At 46.4% G+C, this 15078-nt stretch carries 9 protein-coding genes; 1 reads left to right on the forward strand and 8 read right to left on the reverse strand.

What is annotated here, in order from left to right; genetic code table 11:
• Positions 1-121: 121 nt before the first annotated feature.
• The gene (locus AB4Z45_RS23615) at positions 122-7663 is read right to left on the reverse strand and encodes a glycoside hydrolase family 3 N-terminal domain-containing protein (protein WP_441912011.1); all 7542 of its coding nucleotides are present in this window, start codon (positions 7661-7663) and stop codon (positions 122-124) included.
• Between the two features lie 334 nt (positions 7664-7997).
• Here AB4Z45_RS23615 and AB4Z45_RS23620 point away from each other — a divergent pair, with 334 nt between their 5' ends.
• Positions 7998-8444: a tellurite resistance TerB family protein gene (locus tag AB4Z45_RS23620; RefSeq protein ID WP_441912013.1), complete on the forward strand. Its 447-nt coding sequence runs from the start codon at positions 7998-8000 to the stop codon at positions 8442-8444.
• A 79-nt stretch (positions 8445-8523) separates the two neighbouring features.
• Here AB4Z45_RS23620 and AB4Z45_RS23625 read toward each other — a convergent pair whose 3' ends face one another.
• From AB4Z45_RS23625 to AB4Z45_RS23655, 7 genes are all read right to left on the reverse strand, one after another.
• Positions 8524-9114 carry a thymidine kinase gene (locus AB4Z45_RS23625; RefSeq protein WP_339205085.1) on the reverse strand — a complete coding sequence of 197 codons (591 nt, stop codon included), beginning with the start codon at positions 9112-9114 and terminating at the stop codon, positions 8524-8526.
• Between the two features lie 53 nt (positions 9115-9167).
• Positions 9168-9737 (reverse strand): hypothetical protein, encoded by a 570-nt coding sequence (locus AB4Z45_RS23630; protein WP_441912015.1) that lies wholly within the window; start codon positions 9735-9737, stop codon positions 9168-9170.
• Between the two features lie 314 nt (positions 9738-10051).
• Positions 10052-11146 carry a toxic anion resistance protein gene (locus AB4Z45_RS23635; protein WP_076267371.1) on the reverse strand — a complete coding sequence of 365 codons (1095 nt, stop codon included), beginning with the start codon at positions 11144-11146 and terminating at the stop codon, positions 10052-10054.
• An 18-nt stretch (positions 11147-11164) separates the two neighbouring features.
• Positions 11165-11857 (reverse strand): hypothetical protein, encoded by a 693-nt coding sequence (locus AB4Z45_RS23640; RefSeq protein ID WP_441912017.1) that lies wholly within the window; start codon positions 11855-11857, stop codon positions 11165-11167.
• A 169-nt stretch (positions 11858-12026) separates the two neighbouring features.
• Positions 12027-13055, reverse strand: a complete 1029-nt coding sequence (locus tag AB4Z45_RS23645) for an ATP-grasp domain-containing protein (protein ID WP_076267373.1) — start codon at positions 13053-13055, stop codon at positions 12027-12029.
• A 48-nt stretch (positions 13056-13103) separates the two neighbouring features.
• Complete coding sequence (locus AB4Z45_RS23650) at positions 13104-13901, reverse strand: HAD family hydrolase (protein ID WP_441912019.1); 798 nt, start codon at positions 13899-13901, stop codon at positions 13104-13106.
• Positions 13898-15052: a cysteine protease StiP family protein gene (locus tag AB4Z45_RS23655; RefSeq protein WP_441912038.1), complete on the reverse strand. Its 1155-nt coding sequence runs from the start codon at positions 15050-15052 to the stop codon at positions 13898-13900. The genes AB4Z45_RS23650 and AB4Z45_RS23655 overlap by 4 nt, the downstream gene beginning before the upstream one ends.
• Positions 15053-15078 lie beyond the last annotated feature (26 nt).

The following is a 15078-nucleotide window of genomic DNA, read 5'->3' on the forward strand; positions in this document are numbered from 1 at the left end:
ACTATTTTGAAAAAAATTTCATAGAATAGGCAAAAAAAAGAGAAGCCCTCTTTCCCACTTTATCAGTGAGTTCGAAGGCTTCTTCCTCGTCATTCAATGAGCCGCATCGCTCATCCCAATCTTATTGCTTGTTGTAAATGGCATACATAATAACTGCTGCTTCCGCGCGGGTTGTATAACCAAGCGGGTTAAGCTTAGCGCCGTCGCCCTTCACAATGCCGTTCGCTACGAGAAGAGCAGCACTGTCCGTTGCATAAGCTGCTAACTGCTTCAAATCGGTGAAAGATTGCAACTGCTCCGAGCTTCCTGCTTGCAGCTTTTTGCCAGAAATATTTAACGCTCTTGCTGTCATCGCGATCATTTCTTGCCTTGTAATGGAGGCATTCGGATCAAACGTACCGTCCGCACGGCCAGTTACTACGCCAAGCTTCTTCGCAATGGCAACCGCATCATAATAATAAGAACCCTTTGCCACATCGGTAAACTGACTATCATACGCAGCGTTAAGACCTAAAGTTTTCACGAGCAGGGTAATAAAATCTGCCCGCTTCACATTTTGAGCTGGAGCGTATGCTTTATCCGATATGCCGTTGATGACGCCTTTAGCCGACATTACCTTAATCGCTTGTTGCGCCCAAGGATATTTGCCAAGATCGTCAAACGTTTTGCTTACGAATACTACGCCATACGTACTGAAATGATTTACTGTGAAAAGCACAGCACCTTGCGATTTGTCATACTTGCCGCTTGGCACTGCAATTACTTTACCTGCTGCGTCGAAATACCACACTGTAATTTGCTCGCTGCTCGCCAGCTCATCAGCTGTTGGAGTATAACTAAGCGATACGTTTACAGCAGCTTCTGGATTGCTCCATTCCACTTTAACGCCGTCAACGTAGAGATTCAGCTCAACCGCAGGACGGCTGCCGATGGCTGCTCTCACTTCTTCGCTAAGCTTTGTTTTATCGATGTTCGCAATCACAATGGACACGTTTCTCGCATCCGAAGGCAGTGATTTCAACATATGGCTTGGTACAACAATCGTACCCGTACCTGTCTGAATTTCATACTTTACCGATAGCTTAGCCTCGCTAATAGTCCCTTTAGGCAATTGCACCTCGTAGCCATTAGCTCCATTTACACTCGGTACTTTAATTGTAATGGTTTGAACGGTACCATTATTTCCTTCTACTGCTTTCAAAGCTTCGTCGATAAGCGTTTGGCTTATCGCAGTTTTACCAAGTCCGCTAGCCGTGTCCATGACCGGAGTTGGTGCCGGTATTGTGCCCTTCCCACTCGGAGGCGTCGTAGGAGCTGGCGTTACAGCTGGCCCCGTCGGTGACGTCGGTGTTGGCGTTGGCTCCGTTGGTGTCGTCGGCGTTGGTGTTGGTGTTGGTGTTGGTGTTGGCTCTTCCCCTGGCGTAATGATATACGTAAATGGTGCAACAAAGCTGTCCTTCATTCCTGCTTTAATCGCAATCGTGCGGAGCACTGTCAGCTCCGAGAGCTTAAGCTCTCCTTTGTACAATTGCCCGTTTGTACTGCTAGGCAGCGATCCATCTGTTGTATAGTAAATGGCAGCCCCTTCTGTAGCAGTCGTTAAAGCAACCGTTTTGGTTCCTTTGTAGGCTCCAGCTTTCAACGAAGCAGTCGGAAGCGCTGTGGCACCTGTAATTTGCGTAACCGCTTCAGTCTGCTCAAGCGTAATCCAATCCAGGTTTGCCCCATCATTATTGCTAGTAAATTGAATCGTTTGTACGCCTTCCGCAAGCTCTACAATGCCAGAAGCCTCCGCATATTTATCCCATCCGCCACTTGCTCCTAGCGGCGTAGTAGACAACTTTTGCCCATTCACGGACAACGTTCCACTCACGCCAGCTTGCGGCGTTGCATAACGGTAGGTCACTTTGTAGAAGCTCGATTTTGCGATATTTACGTCAAAATAAAGCGAGCCTGCTGCCGCGATAAAACCTACATTTTTGAATAACAGCGTTTGTCCGTCCATATTGCTTTGAACAGCAGCCGCATCCGCATGGGTGTAGCTTTCCGCTTCAATTTTCATAACGCCGCTCTGATCCATTACCTGTACAACATAAGGCTCAAACTTAATGCCTCTAAGCTCGTAGCCGGATGCTCCAGCCAGAATACGAAGCTTTTGGTCACCTTCAACGAGATCAATGACGATTCGCATTTCAACGACCTGGTTGTAAAGGTTTGGTACGTTAATCGTTTTCCGAACAGCGCCGTCTTGCGCCTCCAGCACGATGCCATTCACAGCTTGGCCGCCAGATGTAGCCTTAAAGGTTGCAACGTAGGAACCAGTTTCTGGCACGTGTACCAAATAATCAGCATAATCGCCCGCATCAATTTGGGTTAGCCTGCTCGCGCTTCCTGTTCCAGTCACTGCGAATCCTTTTAATCGATTGAACTGATCCAATGAATCAAGGGACAAAAGATTTACTGGCTCCTTCACATTTTCGGTTCCAAGCAGCACTGCCTTAGCGTTTAACGCCGTACCTCCTGTTGAATCATCGTAGGCTTGCAGTGGAACGTTAACCTGCAATTCCAATTCATTATAGTAAACGGTTCCGCTCCAGTTCAGCGTAAGCTTCACTCGATTAGGGCTGAGAAGCTCCGCCGAGCGCAGTGATACGCCTCCTTGCGTGGTCGCCGCTCCCGATACGGTTATCGCTCCAAGCTGACTCTGCACGAATGTACCGCCAGCAAGGGTAACGATTAGCTCCTTGTTATTTACGCCATAAGCAATCTGACTCTCCGACAAGGATAACGACTCCGCATCATCAATAGCCTTAATGATAACTTTAGAGCTCATCGTCTTACCTGTGCTTCCAGAAGCAGCTTCATATGTGCTGGCTGTTACCGTAGCGGTACGATCAGAGTCATAGTCTCTAGTCGCCCCTCCTCCTAAGGTAAGCTTAGCCATATGGTCATCAACACGATAAACGCTGTCTACAACCGTTCCCGCATACCCTTCGATGGACCAGTTGGAGGAAATCAGCTCCTCTTTATACGTGTCGTTAAGCAGCCGGACAAAAATATGGCTTCCAGCCTCTGCACCTTCTGTTACGGCTGAGGCATCTGCGATAATAGCAGGCCCAACCGCAATGGCATTCAAGTTGAAGCCTTGATCAACGATTCGAACTCTTAGCGTATGAACACCTTCAGTCAGAGCAACTGTATCTGAAGCCATTGCCCAAGCATCCCAGCTCTCGCTGTTTGGAAGCTCAGTCGTTTTCAGTACATTTCCTCCTAGTGAAAGCTCTGCTTTCGCTCCGTCATAGGTCGTGGAATATTGATACGTTATACCGTAGTTTCCATCCGCCGGAACCTGCACCTTATATTCCATCCAATCATTCGGATCGGCATAGCTGACCGCTGAGCCGTTTACGAGTACATTATAGGCAGACGTGAATTTACTCGCCTCTATAGATGCAGGAAGTGAAATAGCTGCCTTATCCGCCTTCGTGAACGCAATACTTCTAACATTGAAGTCGTTTTTACTCACTTTCATCGTTAATTTATGCGCACCCTCTGGAAGCATAACGCGCTCGCGGCGATTAGCGAAGTACTCCCATTGGTACGTCGTCTGATTGATCGGCAGTGACACAAGCGGCTGGCCATCCAGTTCAAAGCCAACTAGACCATCCGTTTGGAAACCTGCAATCGCCAGATCGAGTTCATACTCGCCTGCTTCTGCTACATTTACAACATAATCGAACGACGCTGTTCCATTTGGTGCAAAAGAACCTAAGTATCCGTTCGGATTAACCTGGAACTCGCCTTCTGCTGAAGCAAAGCGCGTAGCGTCAATCGTTGCTGGAACGTTTGTTATTTGCGTACGATTCCAGCGATAGGTTGCTGCTGATTTGGCTGGAATGACCGCTTCAATTTGAAGTCCATCAACTATAATTTTAAATGGCTGCGGGTCACTCGTTTGGTTGATGACAACCGTTACAATTTCTTTGCCGTCTGGGCTTGCAAACGCAACGTTGGTTACTGTCGCAGCCGAGCCGTAATTGCTATCGATTCGCACGTAACCAGGCTTCACGAATTTCGTAAACTGCCCCATCAAATAATACTCCGGCAGCAGCCAGTAGTGATCTGGATTCGAGGAATCCTGTACGACTGGGGTCGGATCAGGAATGCCTACCCATTGATGGGATGAAATATCGCTGTCCAGCATCGTAACCCAGCTGTTATAGCTTTTGGCATAGTTGCGGAAATATTGTGTGATTCGGTCAGCACCCGTAGTGCCCCATACCGCACGCTCCGTCAAATACACGCTTTTCTGCGGGAACAGCTTTTGAAGCTCCGTCATCATGGACAGCTCGCCGCCATAATCGTGGAACGCCGTCCCTTCTATGGCGTCGTAAGCCCCTTCTACGGAATTGCCCAGAATTTGTGCTGGATAAGCCATCGTATCGCCAGGATTGTGGTCGAACATCCATAGCTTTACACTTTTGATTTTTGCATTGCTATTCTGATCTAGCTTCGCCCGCAGCAGCTTGGCTAGACGTGACGCTTGCTGCCATGACATCGCTGTACTTGGATAATCAATTTCGAGCAGCGGCTCATTTTGCAGCGTCATGCCTTCAAAGTAGATGCCATGCTCTGCGTAAGCCTCTAAAAATTTCACATAATAATCTGCAAGCACAGGAAGGTATTCTTCCTTCACTTGGCCTCTAACCATGCTGCCCGTTGTTTTCATCCAGCCTGGAGGGCTCCAAGGCGATGCAAAAAACTGAACATCGGGATTAATCGCTTGTATCTTTTTGACGGTTGGAATGATGCCAAAATCAATATCCTTCTGAATGGAAAATTTCTTAAGCTCAACGTCCGTTTCACCGGCAGGTAAATCATCGTACGAATAAAACTTTTGCGCTGTAAAATCGGAGGTTCCGATCGTTAGGCGAATCAAGCTCATGCCGATGCCGTTATCCTTGTCGATTAATTGGCGAAGCAGCTCTGTCTGCTTCTCCGGAGACATTTTCACAAGATTATGAATCGTCGCTTCTTCCATGGACGAACCGATTCCTAGCATCGTTTGATACTTTTTATCCGGATTTATCGTAATCGTTGTCGCTTTGCTGTTATCTGGAAGGGTAATATCTAAATTCGTCTGCTGCTCCAGCTTCTTATCGCCAGCTTGATAACGATCCGCATAATACCATTTGCGGTCACCCGCATCACGTTCACTGGAGATCCATGCCTCAACAGCTCCGCTAATCAGTGCTGGCTGTTCGCCGCCTCCATTACCTGGATCAGTGCCGCCACCGTCGCCGCCAGCTGGAACATCGCCTGTGCGCGTAAACTCTACCCAGTTAAAATTAATGTCTCCGGCAATAAACTCAAGCCTCAGCTTTTGAATGCCTGCTTGGCTTAGCACGATATTCTCGACGCTGGCCGTTTGCCAGCTTTGCCAGCCTCCGGTGGAGCCTACGCTCAATGTGCCAAGCGTCGCTCCCCCTTCGCTCTTAATCTTAATCCCAGTTGCGCCGCCGTTGCCAGCATAGCGGAAATCGGCTTTATAGGTACCCGGTTCACTCACTTTCACCCTATAATCCAGCCATGCGCCGCCGGACGTCCAGCCAATATTTTTGCCGCCGCCAATGTCCTGCGTGTCCTCTGTATTCAATCCGCTGCTCTTCGCATCGAACGCTTCCGCCTCGACCTTGCCCGGGATAGGCAGTGAAGGCTTCTCTGGTTCTACAGGTTTGCTCGGCAGATCAGGCGTAGCCTGTCCGCTCGTCAAGCCGTATCCGATAGGAAACAGCAAATTCGGGCTGGCATCGGTCATAATTGGATAATTATTCGTTACATAAAATGGCCATTTGATCGGGTTTTTCCCTTTAAACGGTTTGCCCCCAATCAGTACATCAGCCACGCCTTGACCTTCCGTACCTGGAAGCCATGCTGCGACAAGCGCATCCCAGTCACCCAGTTGATCCGCTATCGTAAGCGGGCGTCCGGATACAAGAACAACAACGAGTGGAATGTTCGGATCAGCTGCACGAATATTTGCAATCGTTGCCAGATCCTCTTCGTCGAGATTCAGGCTCGTACGATCTCCATTCGTTTCTGCATAAGGCGTTTCGCCTACAACAGCAATAGCTACGTCATAGCCAGCAGCGCCGCGGCCATGCTTGTTGTACGTTACCGTCTTCGCGGCTCCTGCAACCTCTTTGAGCCCTTCATAAATTGTCGTTCCGGTCGTAATCGCCCCGGATGCTCCCTGCCAAGTAATCGACCAGCCGCCAGATTGGTTGCCGATATCGTTCGCATTTTTACCTGCTACGAAGATTTTGTCCATATCCTTCAGCTGAGACATAATCGGTGAACCGTTCACCTCATCGTTCTTCAGAAGAACGAGCGACTCCGCCGCAGCTTGACGCGCAAGCGCACGATGCTCAGATGCACCGAAGTAGCCTGCCAAATCCGTATCTGTCTTTGGATTCTCAAATAGGCCAGATGAAATTTTCACCTTCAAAATACGAAGAACTGCATCATTGATACGCTCTTCCGTAATGCTGCCATCCTTAACAAGACTAATTAAATGCGCAAGGCTGGCTCTCCAGTCACCTGTCAGCATGAACATATCTACACCTGCATTAACAGATGCTTTCAGCTGATCTTTCAAGCCGCTGACTGCTTTGCCATCTTGATCACGCGTGATTTGCTGAATCGCGTTATAATCCGAAATAACAAAACCTTTAAATCCAAGCTCACCCTTCAGCACATCCGTAAGAAGCCGCTTATTCGCATGCATCTTAAGGCCTTGAATGCTGTGGTAAGATGCCATTACCGTTTGTACCCCTGCATCAACGGCAGCTTTGTACATCTCTAAATCACTTGCAATGAGCTGATCCTCTGTATACTTCGTTATATTCCCTTGGTTAACGCCGTTATCCGTATAGCCTTCACCTAAAAAATGCTTCGCAGCGCCAACGACATGTTTCGTCTGACTGCGCTCCGCAGCTGTTTCTCCTTGCAGCCCTTGAATGTACGCTGCACCAAGCACCTTGGATATCGCTTGATTGCCGCTGTATCCTTCATAGGTCCGGCCCCATCGAATATCCTGCGGGGCTGCAATCGTCGGCGCAAAATCCCAATTTGCTCCGGTTGCGCGTATTTCCTTTGCTGTCGCGGCGCCGATTTGTTTCACCAGCTCAGCATTATTCGCTGCACCCAAACCGATATTATGAGGGAACAAGGTTGCTCCCTTCACATTGTTATGTCCGTGTACTCCGTCTACGCCATACAGCAGCGGAATCCCAAGACGCGTAGAAAGCGCGCCGTCCTGATAGCCGTCTATAAGCGTCTGCCAATTTTCACGCGTGCTGTCCTGCTGCTTGCCGCTTGGGAACGAACCGCCGCCGCTAAGCACCGAGCCGATAAAATATTGCCTTACTTCCTCAGGTGTAATATTCGACTTCTCTGGCTGTATCATTTGTCCTGCGCGCTCTTCTAGTGTCATCCGGGCAAGCAGATCCGCCGCCCTTGCATCCACGCTTTTTGATGGGTCCAAGTACGTCGGCAATCCCCCATTTGACTGCATCAATGGCGCTGCTCCTACTGAAAACAAGCTCGTCATTAGCGATATGACCAGCAACATCGCCGTCATCATCGACATTTTTCTTTTCAAACCAAACCCTCCCCATAACTATAATTGTCGTCTCACGGCATATCCCTTCTTTATTGAAATGGACAGCTGTAGACGAGATTACTTACAAGTATAAAATTGAAAACGATTTCATAATATGAGTCATTTTTAAGATGATGTGCGTTGTTTTTTGTATAATATAATCGATTTCAAAAATACATCGTCTCTCCTTCTATAGTTCATCCTATTTCCTTTTCATTCAACAATCTAATCTAACAGCATAAACAGACAATTTACCGCAAAATTTGCTAAATGACCCCAATTAAATCTACAATAGAATAATAAGATTTAAATTCACTCTAGGAGGCTGAGCTAAATGAGCTCTTTCAAATCATGGCTGCAAACAAGTAAGCAAGGACTAACCGATCAGGTCAAAAAATTTAAAAATAAAGATTTCCTAGATGCGGTAGTAGCTGGCTGTGCGATTGTAGCAGCAGCAGACGGTTCCGTCGACTCCAATGAAAAACAAAAAATGGCCGGCTACATAGGCCGCAGCGAAGAATTAAAAGTTTTTGATATGAGTGATGTGATTAACCGTTTCAATCACTTTGTAGGCAATATGGAGTTTGACGCGATGATTGGCAAGCAAGAGGCGCTTAAAGCGATTGCCAAATTCCGCAGCAAACCAGACGTTGCTCGTGTAATCGTTGGTGTGTGCAGCGCAATCGGAGCAGCAGACGGCGATTTCGATATGAAGGAACAAGCTGCTGTGCGTGACATTTGCAATACCCTTGGACTTAATCCAAGTGAATTCAGTCTTTAATAGCAAACCAAACAAAAGAACCTCCAAAGCCACTGCAACAGTGGATCTGGAGGTTCTTTTGTATTGTTATTACCTCTGCTTACGCATTGCGAAAAGCTTCATTATAGCAGCGTCTGCATACAGGCTTATAATCCTCGTTGCCGCCAATCTGGATTTGCGCACCTGCATTCATCGGCTGTCCGTCATTATAGCGTATAACCATTGTTGCTTTCCGATCACAGAACCAGCAAATGGTTTTAATCTCTTCAATTTTATCCGCCTGCACGAGCAAGTTATAGCTGCCCTCAAATAATTGATTTTGAAAATCGTTTTTGAGCCCAAATGCCATAACAGGGATGTTAAGCTCATCGACGACTTGTGTAAGCTCCAAAATATGATGTTTCTTCAAAAACTGCGCCTCATCCACGAGTACGCAATAAATTTTGGATGGTGCAGCTCCTGCAACGAAGCTTTTCACACTTTCAAAAAGGTTCGTATCCTCTTGAACCGGAATGGACTCCCGCTCGAACCCTACACGAGAACCTACACGATCCACACCGCCTCTTGCACTTACCGATGGTGAATAAATAAGAACCTGCTTGCCTTGCTCTTCATAATTGTGAGCCACTTTAATGATTTCGAAAGATTTACCGCTGTTCATTGTTCCATATTTGTAATAAAGCTGTGCCAACCTAATCTCCTCCAGAACCATTCAGTGCTTCTATTATACAGGAAGTGACTCCGTTATTGTATCGTTTGGAGCCTTGTTTTCGCTTCCCCATATGTTTTGACAATTTGTTGAATTTTCTGGAATTCCGGGTCGGTTGGACCTAGATCAGCCATGAACATTCGGTGCAATATTTGATTATAAAGATTTTGACGCGATTCAATCATTTGTACCTCGAGCCGAATAAGATCCTCCAGGTCGTTTTCTTCAATTAACTGTTCGATATTGATTTCTTCTGGCTTGGAAGAACGCTGTTCATCAAAGATTAGGTCCGAACCACCGCGCCCTATACGAGGAAGCGCTTCGTACTCCACCTCTGTCTCCTCCTGCTGTCCAAGCGGAATGGATGTATTCAGCTCGGAAAGAAGAATGCCTTCTTTGGCTAACATCACTTGAAAAGGCTTATGCTGGATCAAATCTGCTATGACAAGCCTGCTCATATCTTTATTGCGAATCAAAGAGGAATCAAAAGGATGAAGGACCCATTGCTGGTCTCGATTGAACAGATTAAAAGTAAACCACTCGCCGCCATAGATGAACCGTACATTAATATTCGACTCCGAAATAATTTCATAGGTAAACTCCAATTGGAACACCTCCGATCAGCCAGTATAATTCATCCTATTATACCAAATCAGAGGTGAACACAAACAGCGATGCTTAAAAATCTTTCAAAATATCCTCCGCCCGTTCAAAGCTGGCAACAACAATTAAGACGACAATGAGTGCAGCTATGGCAATTTCGCCAATCATAGCATGATCACCTCGTTTTTTCTTTAAGACTATGCTGTTTCTTTATGCTTTATGAGCCATTACTTGTAGGACATCCGTCATTTCTTCTCAAAAAACGCAAAAAAACGAGCCCTTGGAGAGCTCGTCCTGCTAATTATGCTTTTTTGATTTACTCCAAAAATCCTTTGGCTGCTGAAGAAGGAAGCTCCGCTTGGCTAGCTCCAGAACCCGCTTGAATGCCTAAGCGTTGTCCAACCTTTTGATTAATTTGCGTCATTTTTTCCGTTTGCTGGGATACCGTTTGTATAATTTGTCGATTGGAGTTCTCGTACTTGTCCATCGCGGAGAAGAGATCCGACATTGCCCGCTCCACAAGCTCCATGCTCATAGCCGGCTTCGTTAATGCTTGATTAGCTCGCTCGCTCGTTTCATTCAAAAGACGCGCGTTCTCAGCAAATTGATTGCCTAACATTTCATTCGTTGAATTGACAGCTTCTATTGCCTTCATCTGGTCATCAATCGCACTGGCAATCAAGACTGAAACCGACATGAGATGCTGGGTTTTATCAATCGAGCTGTCCAGCGCATCCATTAGCTTATCATTTGTATCATTAATAATATCCGTTGCGGCAATCGCTTGCTGATAAAGCATGATCATTTCCGTATACGTTTGAAGCTTCGTTACAACCTTGCGTAGTCCGCGCTCCAAATAGGTTTTCCGGTGCTCGTTCTCTGGCTTAGCAATTTCCTCTTCGAACATTTTTTTGAGACGATTGCCATATTCGACAAGCAGCTGCAGGTCATATACATTGTCTAGACTGCTGCGCTTCAAGTTTCTCATGTGAATGACGTTCTCTTCCAAGTTGTCGCGGCCGTCTCTGAGCGATTTGACGATCACCTGCACGTTAGACTTTGCAGATTGATATTTATAAATATAAGCCTTCATCGGTGCTTTCCGAAGCAGCTTCTGCACGAGCGAGAGCTGCTTGCTTTTGCTCAAATCCTCAACCTCGCTGCGAAGCTTAAGCATGTTGTTTGCTACCTCAGACCGTTTGCCTGACATGAGATCCGACAGCGGTCTCTCGAGCATCGTAAGCGTCTGGCTTGAGCGCTCAAGCGTCTTCTGGCCTTTTTTCGTAATCTCATCCATTAGTGTATCCAGATGCATAGCATCGGTTGTCGCTACCTTCTGCATCGTGCTTTGCACTTCTTGCTCCAGCTTTTGAATATCTTCATTTTTTAATTGTACGAGTTGTTGCGCCATTGTTCATTTCCCCCTTCATTAGTCAGTAAGTCGATAACGCTGCTGAATTAATTCAGCCTTTGTATGAAGCTCCATAAGATCCTTTTGCTCAAGCGTCTTCGTATAAAAAGTAAGCTTGGAATCTACATCCTTAATGCCATCAAGCAAAAGCCGCCTATTCTGGCGTTTCGCTTCGCCGCTGAGCCGAAGAAATGGATTAATGGTCGAATTTAAATCCTTTCGCACCAATCGCAAAATGTTGTGATTAATGCTTGAGTCTCCTAACGCCATTAAATCCGGAATTAATCGGTTTAGCCGCGATAGCAATGCAAGCGTCTTCTGAACAATTTCATCGTCTAAATTATTTTTCTCGCCTTCGAGTAAAATCATATCTTCAATGATTCCGATGTATTCTAATGCAGAAGCAAGCTCCGGATCTAGAACCTGCGGCGGAATAACAGCTGCAGGAGCTGGCTTTGAGGCCAATGATGCTTGAGCAGCTGAAGCTGCACTTGGTTGTTGTATGGGCGGGTTTTGCGTATTTTGCTGCAGCTCTGGCTCGCGTGTTGGCTGATTAATTTCTTTCCTTGGACGCTGCTTCCATGATAATGCGATTAACAAACCGAACACGGGAACCGCCATAGCTATATATGGGGAGGTAATCCCATTAACAACTAATGCGACAGCATAAACGCCAATCGCGATGGCTGCGTTTTTTTTCAATGCATTCATTGCTGCACCTCCATATGAGCTTTCTGAACCTAATCTTTATGCTCGTCTTCTTCCTACAATTATCTCGTTATTGGTATATAGAAGTCAATTTTAAAAAATAAAAAAAGGATGTTGTGCCAAATTAATGAGCACAATATGAAAAAAAAGGGGCTCTCGCCCCTTTCTTCGGTTATTCTACTCTGTTCATTTCCATGATCAAAGGCTGCTCTACATAACCCGCTTGTATGCCGAACTTCGGATCAGGCGGATCAATCGTTTTTCCTTGCAGCGCTTGAACGGCCAAATAAGGCATATTTACGCCAGACAAGCAGGTAATATAAAGGCCGCCAGACATCCGCGGGTTGATCTCCAGCAATTTCGGTATGCCATTGTTGTAACGCACCTGAATATTAAAGGCATAGGGAATGCGAAGGCTTGTCGCAATACGATCTGCAATCGCCAGCAGCTCCGGCGTATCCTCCAATAGATAAGTCCTGCCCGTTGATTTGCGGCGAGGAATAGCTGTAATGAGTTCACCCTCAGCAGATGCCACACAATCGATACTATACTCCGTACCGTCGAGCAGCTCCATCACCATCAGCGTGTCAAAATGCTCCGTTAATGACAACGTTTCATAAGCTTGCTCAAACGTTGTAGAAAGGGTTACATAGCCATACAGGTCACGCAGCGGGTCCCGTTCATTATCAATAATCCGGAAACCCATGCCGCCTTCTGACTTCGTTGGCTTAAAGCACACCTTATGGCCAGCAGCTGTGAGCTCCTCATAAGCTTGCTTGAACTGTTCTGCTGTATTTACGACACGGTAGTCTGGAATCGTCACGAGATCTTTTCCTTGTAGCGCTTCGTAAAATTTATCCTTCTCAATCATGGAGTCCAGCAATTCGATATCACGGCATACCATAACCTTCGTGCCGATCTCATCAAATAAATGAACATATCTTGATATTTCCTCCATATGCAAACGAGGAATGAAAATATCAATTTGGTTTCTTTTGCAGAAATCCACACAAAAATCTACGTATTCGCGACCAAAAACAGCGGGCTCTGTTCCGATATGATCGGATGCAAGCAAGGACATATGATTAATATCCGGATGCGTGCCAAAAAACTCAAACGACTCGCCGTCTGGATTATTGCGAATCATATTAATGTAATGGTAAGCTACCGAAAACCAACGATTCATATAAACTCGTGTCATGTATAAAAACCTTCTTCCATCTGATTAGATATATTTTTGCGATTGCATTTATAATCTTCGTGCATGCTCTAAGATGGAGTCTAGCAGTTCTTCCGAGGCAAGCGCGCCTCTTGCTTGTGTAAATTGAATATGCGGATGTGCCGAATAGGATCGTCCTAGTTCACCATGTACAGGCGATATGGCATAATCAGCTGCCAGCAGCAGACTCTCATCGAGCAGGCTGTCGCCAGCCGCATATACGAAATTTGAAGCGAGCTTCTCTTTCACATACTGGATGGCCGCTCCCTTGCTTACCTTCTCTGGAACCAAATATATTTTACGGCCTTGAAGTGAGTAGCTCCAGCCAAGCGAAGCAAGCTTCGGCTTCAGCTCCTCCAACGTTTCATGAGGCAGCTGATCTCTCTCTACCTTAATGGAATAAAATAGCTCATCACAAAGATCAGTCGACTTCACCCAGTGGGTAGAAGCAATTTCCGCAAACAGGCTCGCAATTTCCGTATGCTCAGCACAATTCTCCTTCACAGCTTCACGAACGAAGCTATGCCACTCCTGATCAATTTCTCCGTTACGGAGAACGGTACCGCCGTTGCTGACGATCACATATTCAGGACGGAACTGTTCTCTTATCGCGAAGATACGGTTGTATTGCTCCGGAATTCGCGTCGTCACAGGAACAAATCGCATAATGCTGACAAGCTCTTGCAGCTTCTGAATCGCCGGCTTGGTCATATAAGAAATATATCTTTCCTCATAACGCTCAACGGGTACCATTTCTTCAAGCTCTATCTCGCCCTTGGATCTTACGGAATAAATTAAAGTTTGGTCCAAATCGCTCGCAAAAATCATTCCGTCTCCCCCTTCAAAGCCTTAATAATACCGCAGCAGGAATAGGTCATGTTTGGATATTCCTCCACAGGTACACCACGGTCCTTAGCCAGCAGCAGGATATGCTTCAAGTTAGGATTATCAAGACGATCAACGAGTATTTTCCAAGGGACTCTGCGCAGAAGAACACGAGTCGTTTCACCTACGCCAGGCTTGATGAAATTAATATCAGTGATTGCAAAATCAGTTTGGATACGAGCAATATCCTGCATCCCTTGCCAAGTCATTTCATTTTCCGCAGGATTTGCTTCCATTTGAAGAGCTTCCGCTTTGGAGTCATCAGCTGTCTGATCAAAATAAGCAGAAATCGTGTCCACAAATAATTGAGACAGATCAGAGCTCTCCCACTCCTTATAATACTTTGCACCATGGAAATCATCGGCGCCAATAAGATCGCTGCGCAATACAGTCCGGCTGACTAAACCTGACACCGTTGAATTAAGGCAAGCGCTTGGAATGAGGAAATCCTCTCTTGTCCCGAACGTACTTGCACAATAGCCGGGGTCTGCGAGCACCGCAAGCTCATCGTTCAGTTCAATGCCGTATTTTTGCTTCATCTGGCTGCAAGCTGCTATGAGCACTTTGGCAATTGCACCTTTGCCCGTCCAGCCATCTACAAATTGCACGCGTTTATGCGGATGGTTCTGATTGATATACAGCAGCGCATTCTCATCAATGCCTTTGCCTCTAATAATTGAAAGGCTATAATGCGGAACCTCAATACCATACATATGCTTGATATATCGCTTAATTAATACGCCAATTGGCGTACCGCCTCGCGCTAAGGATGCAAGCACAACATCAAATCCATTTTTTTGAATGATTCGCTCGGAAACCGTTCCTACCGCTCTTGCGATTCGAATGGCCGAATCACTGAGCGTGTTTTGAAACAATTGTATATACTCATCAGTAGGCTGATATTCAATCGGCAAGCTTTCCGAATAGTGGCCGCCTGTTTGCATGGCCGCTTCCCGGTCCTCCGTTCGCTGCTCTAACGAAATATCGCTAAGGTCTTTTAGCAAAAAAGTAACATCCTCCTGCTTATAGCTCCCGATAGGAGCCGGATCGGCAAGCCTTTTCCGACTGAAATAAACGATATGAACACGCTGGATTCCTAAGGAGAGAAGCACCTTATTAA

Source organism: Paenibacillus sp. MCAF9 (assembly GCF_052114265.1).
Taxonomy (GTDB): domain Bacteria; phylum Bacillota; class Bacilli; order Paenibacillales; family Paenibacillaceae; genus Pristimantibacillus.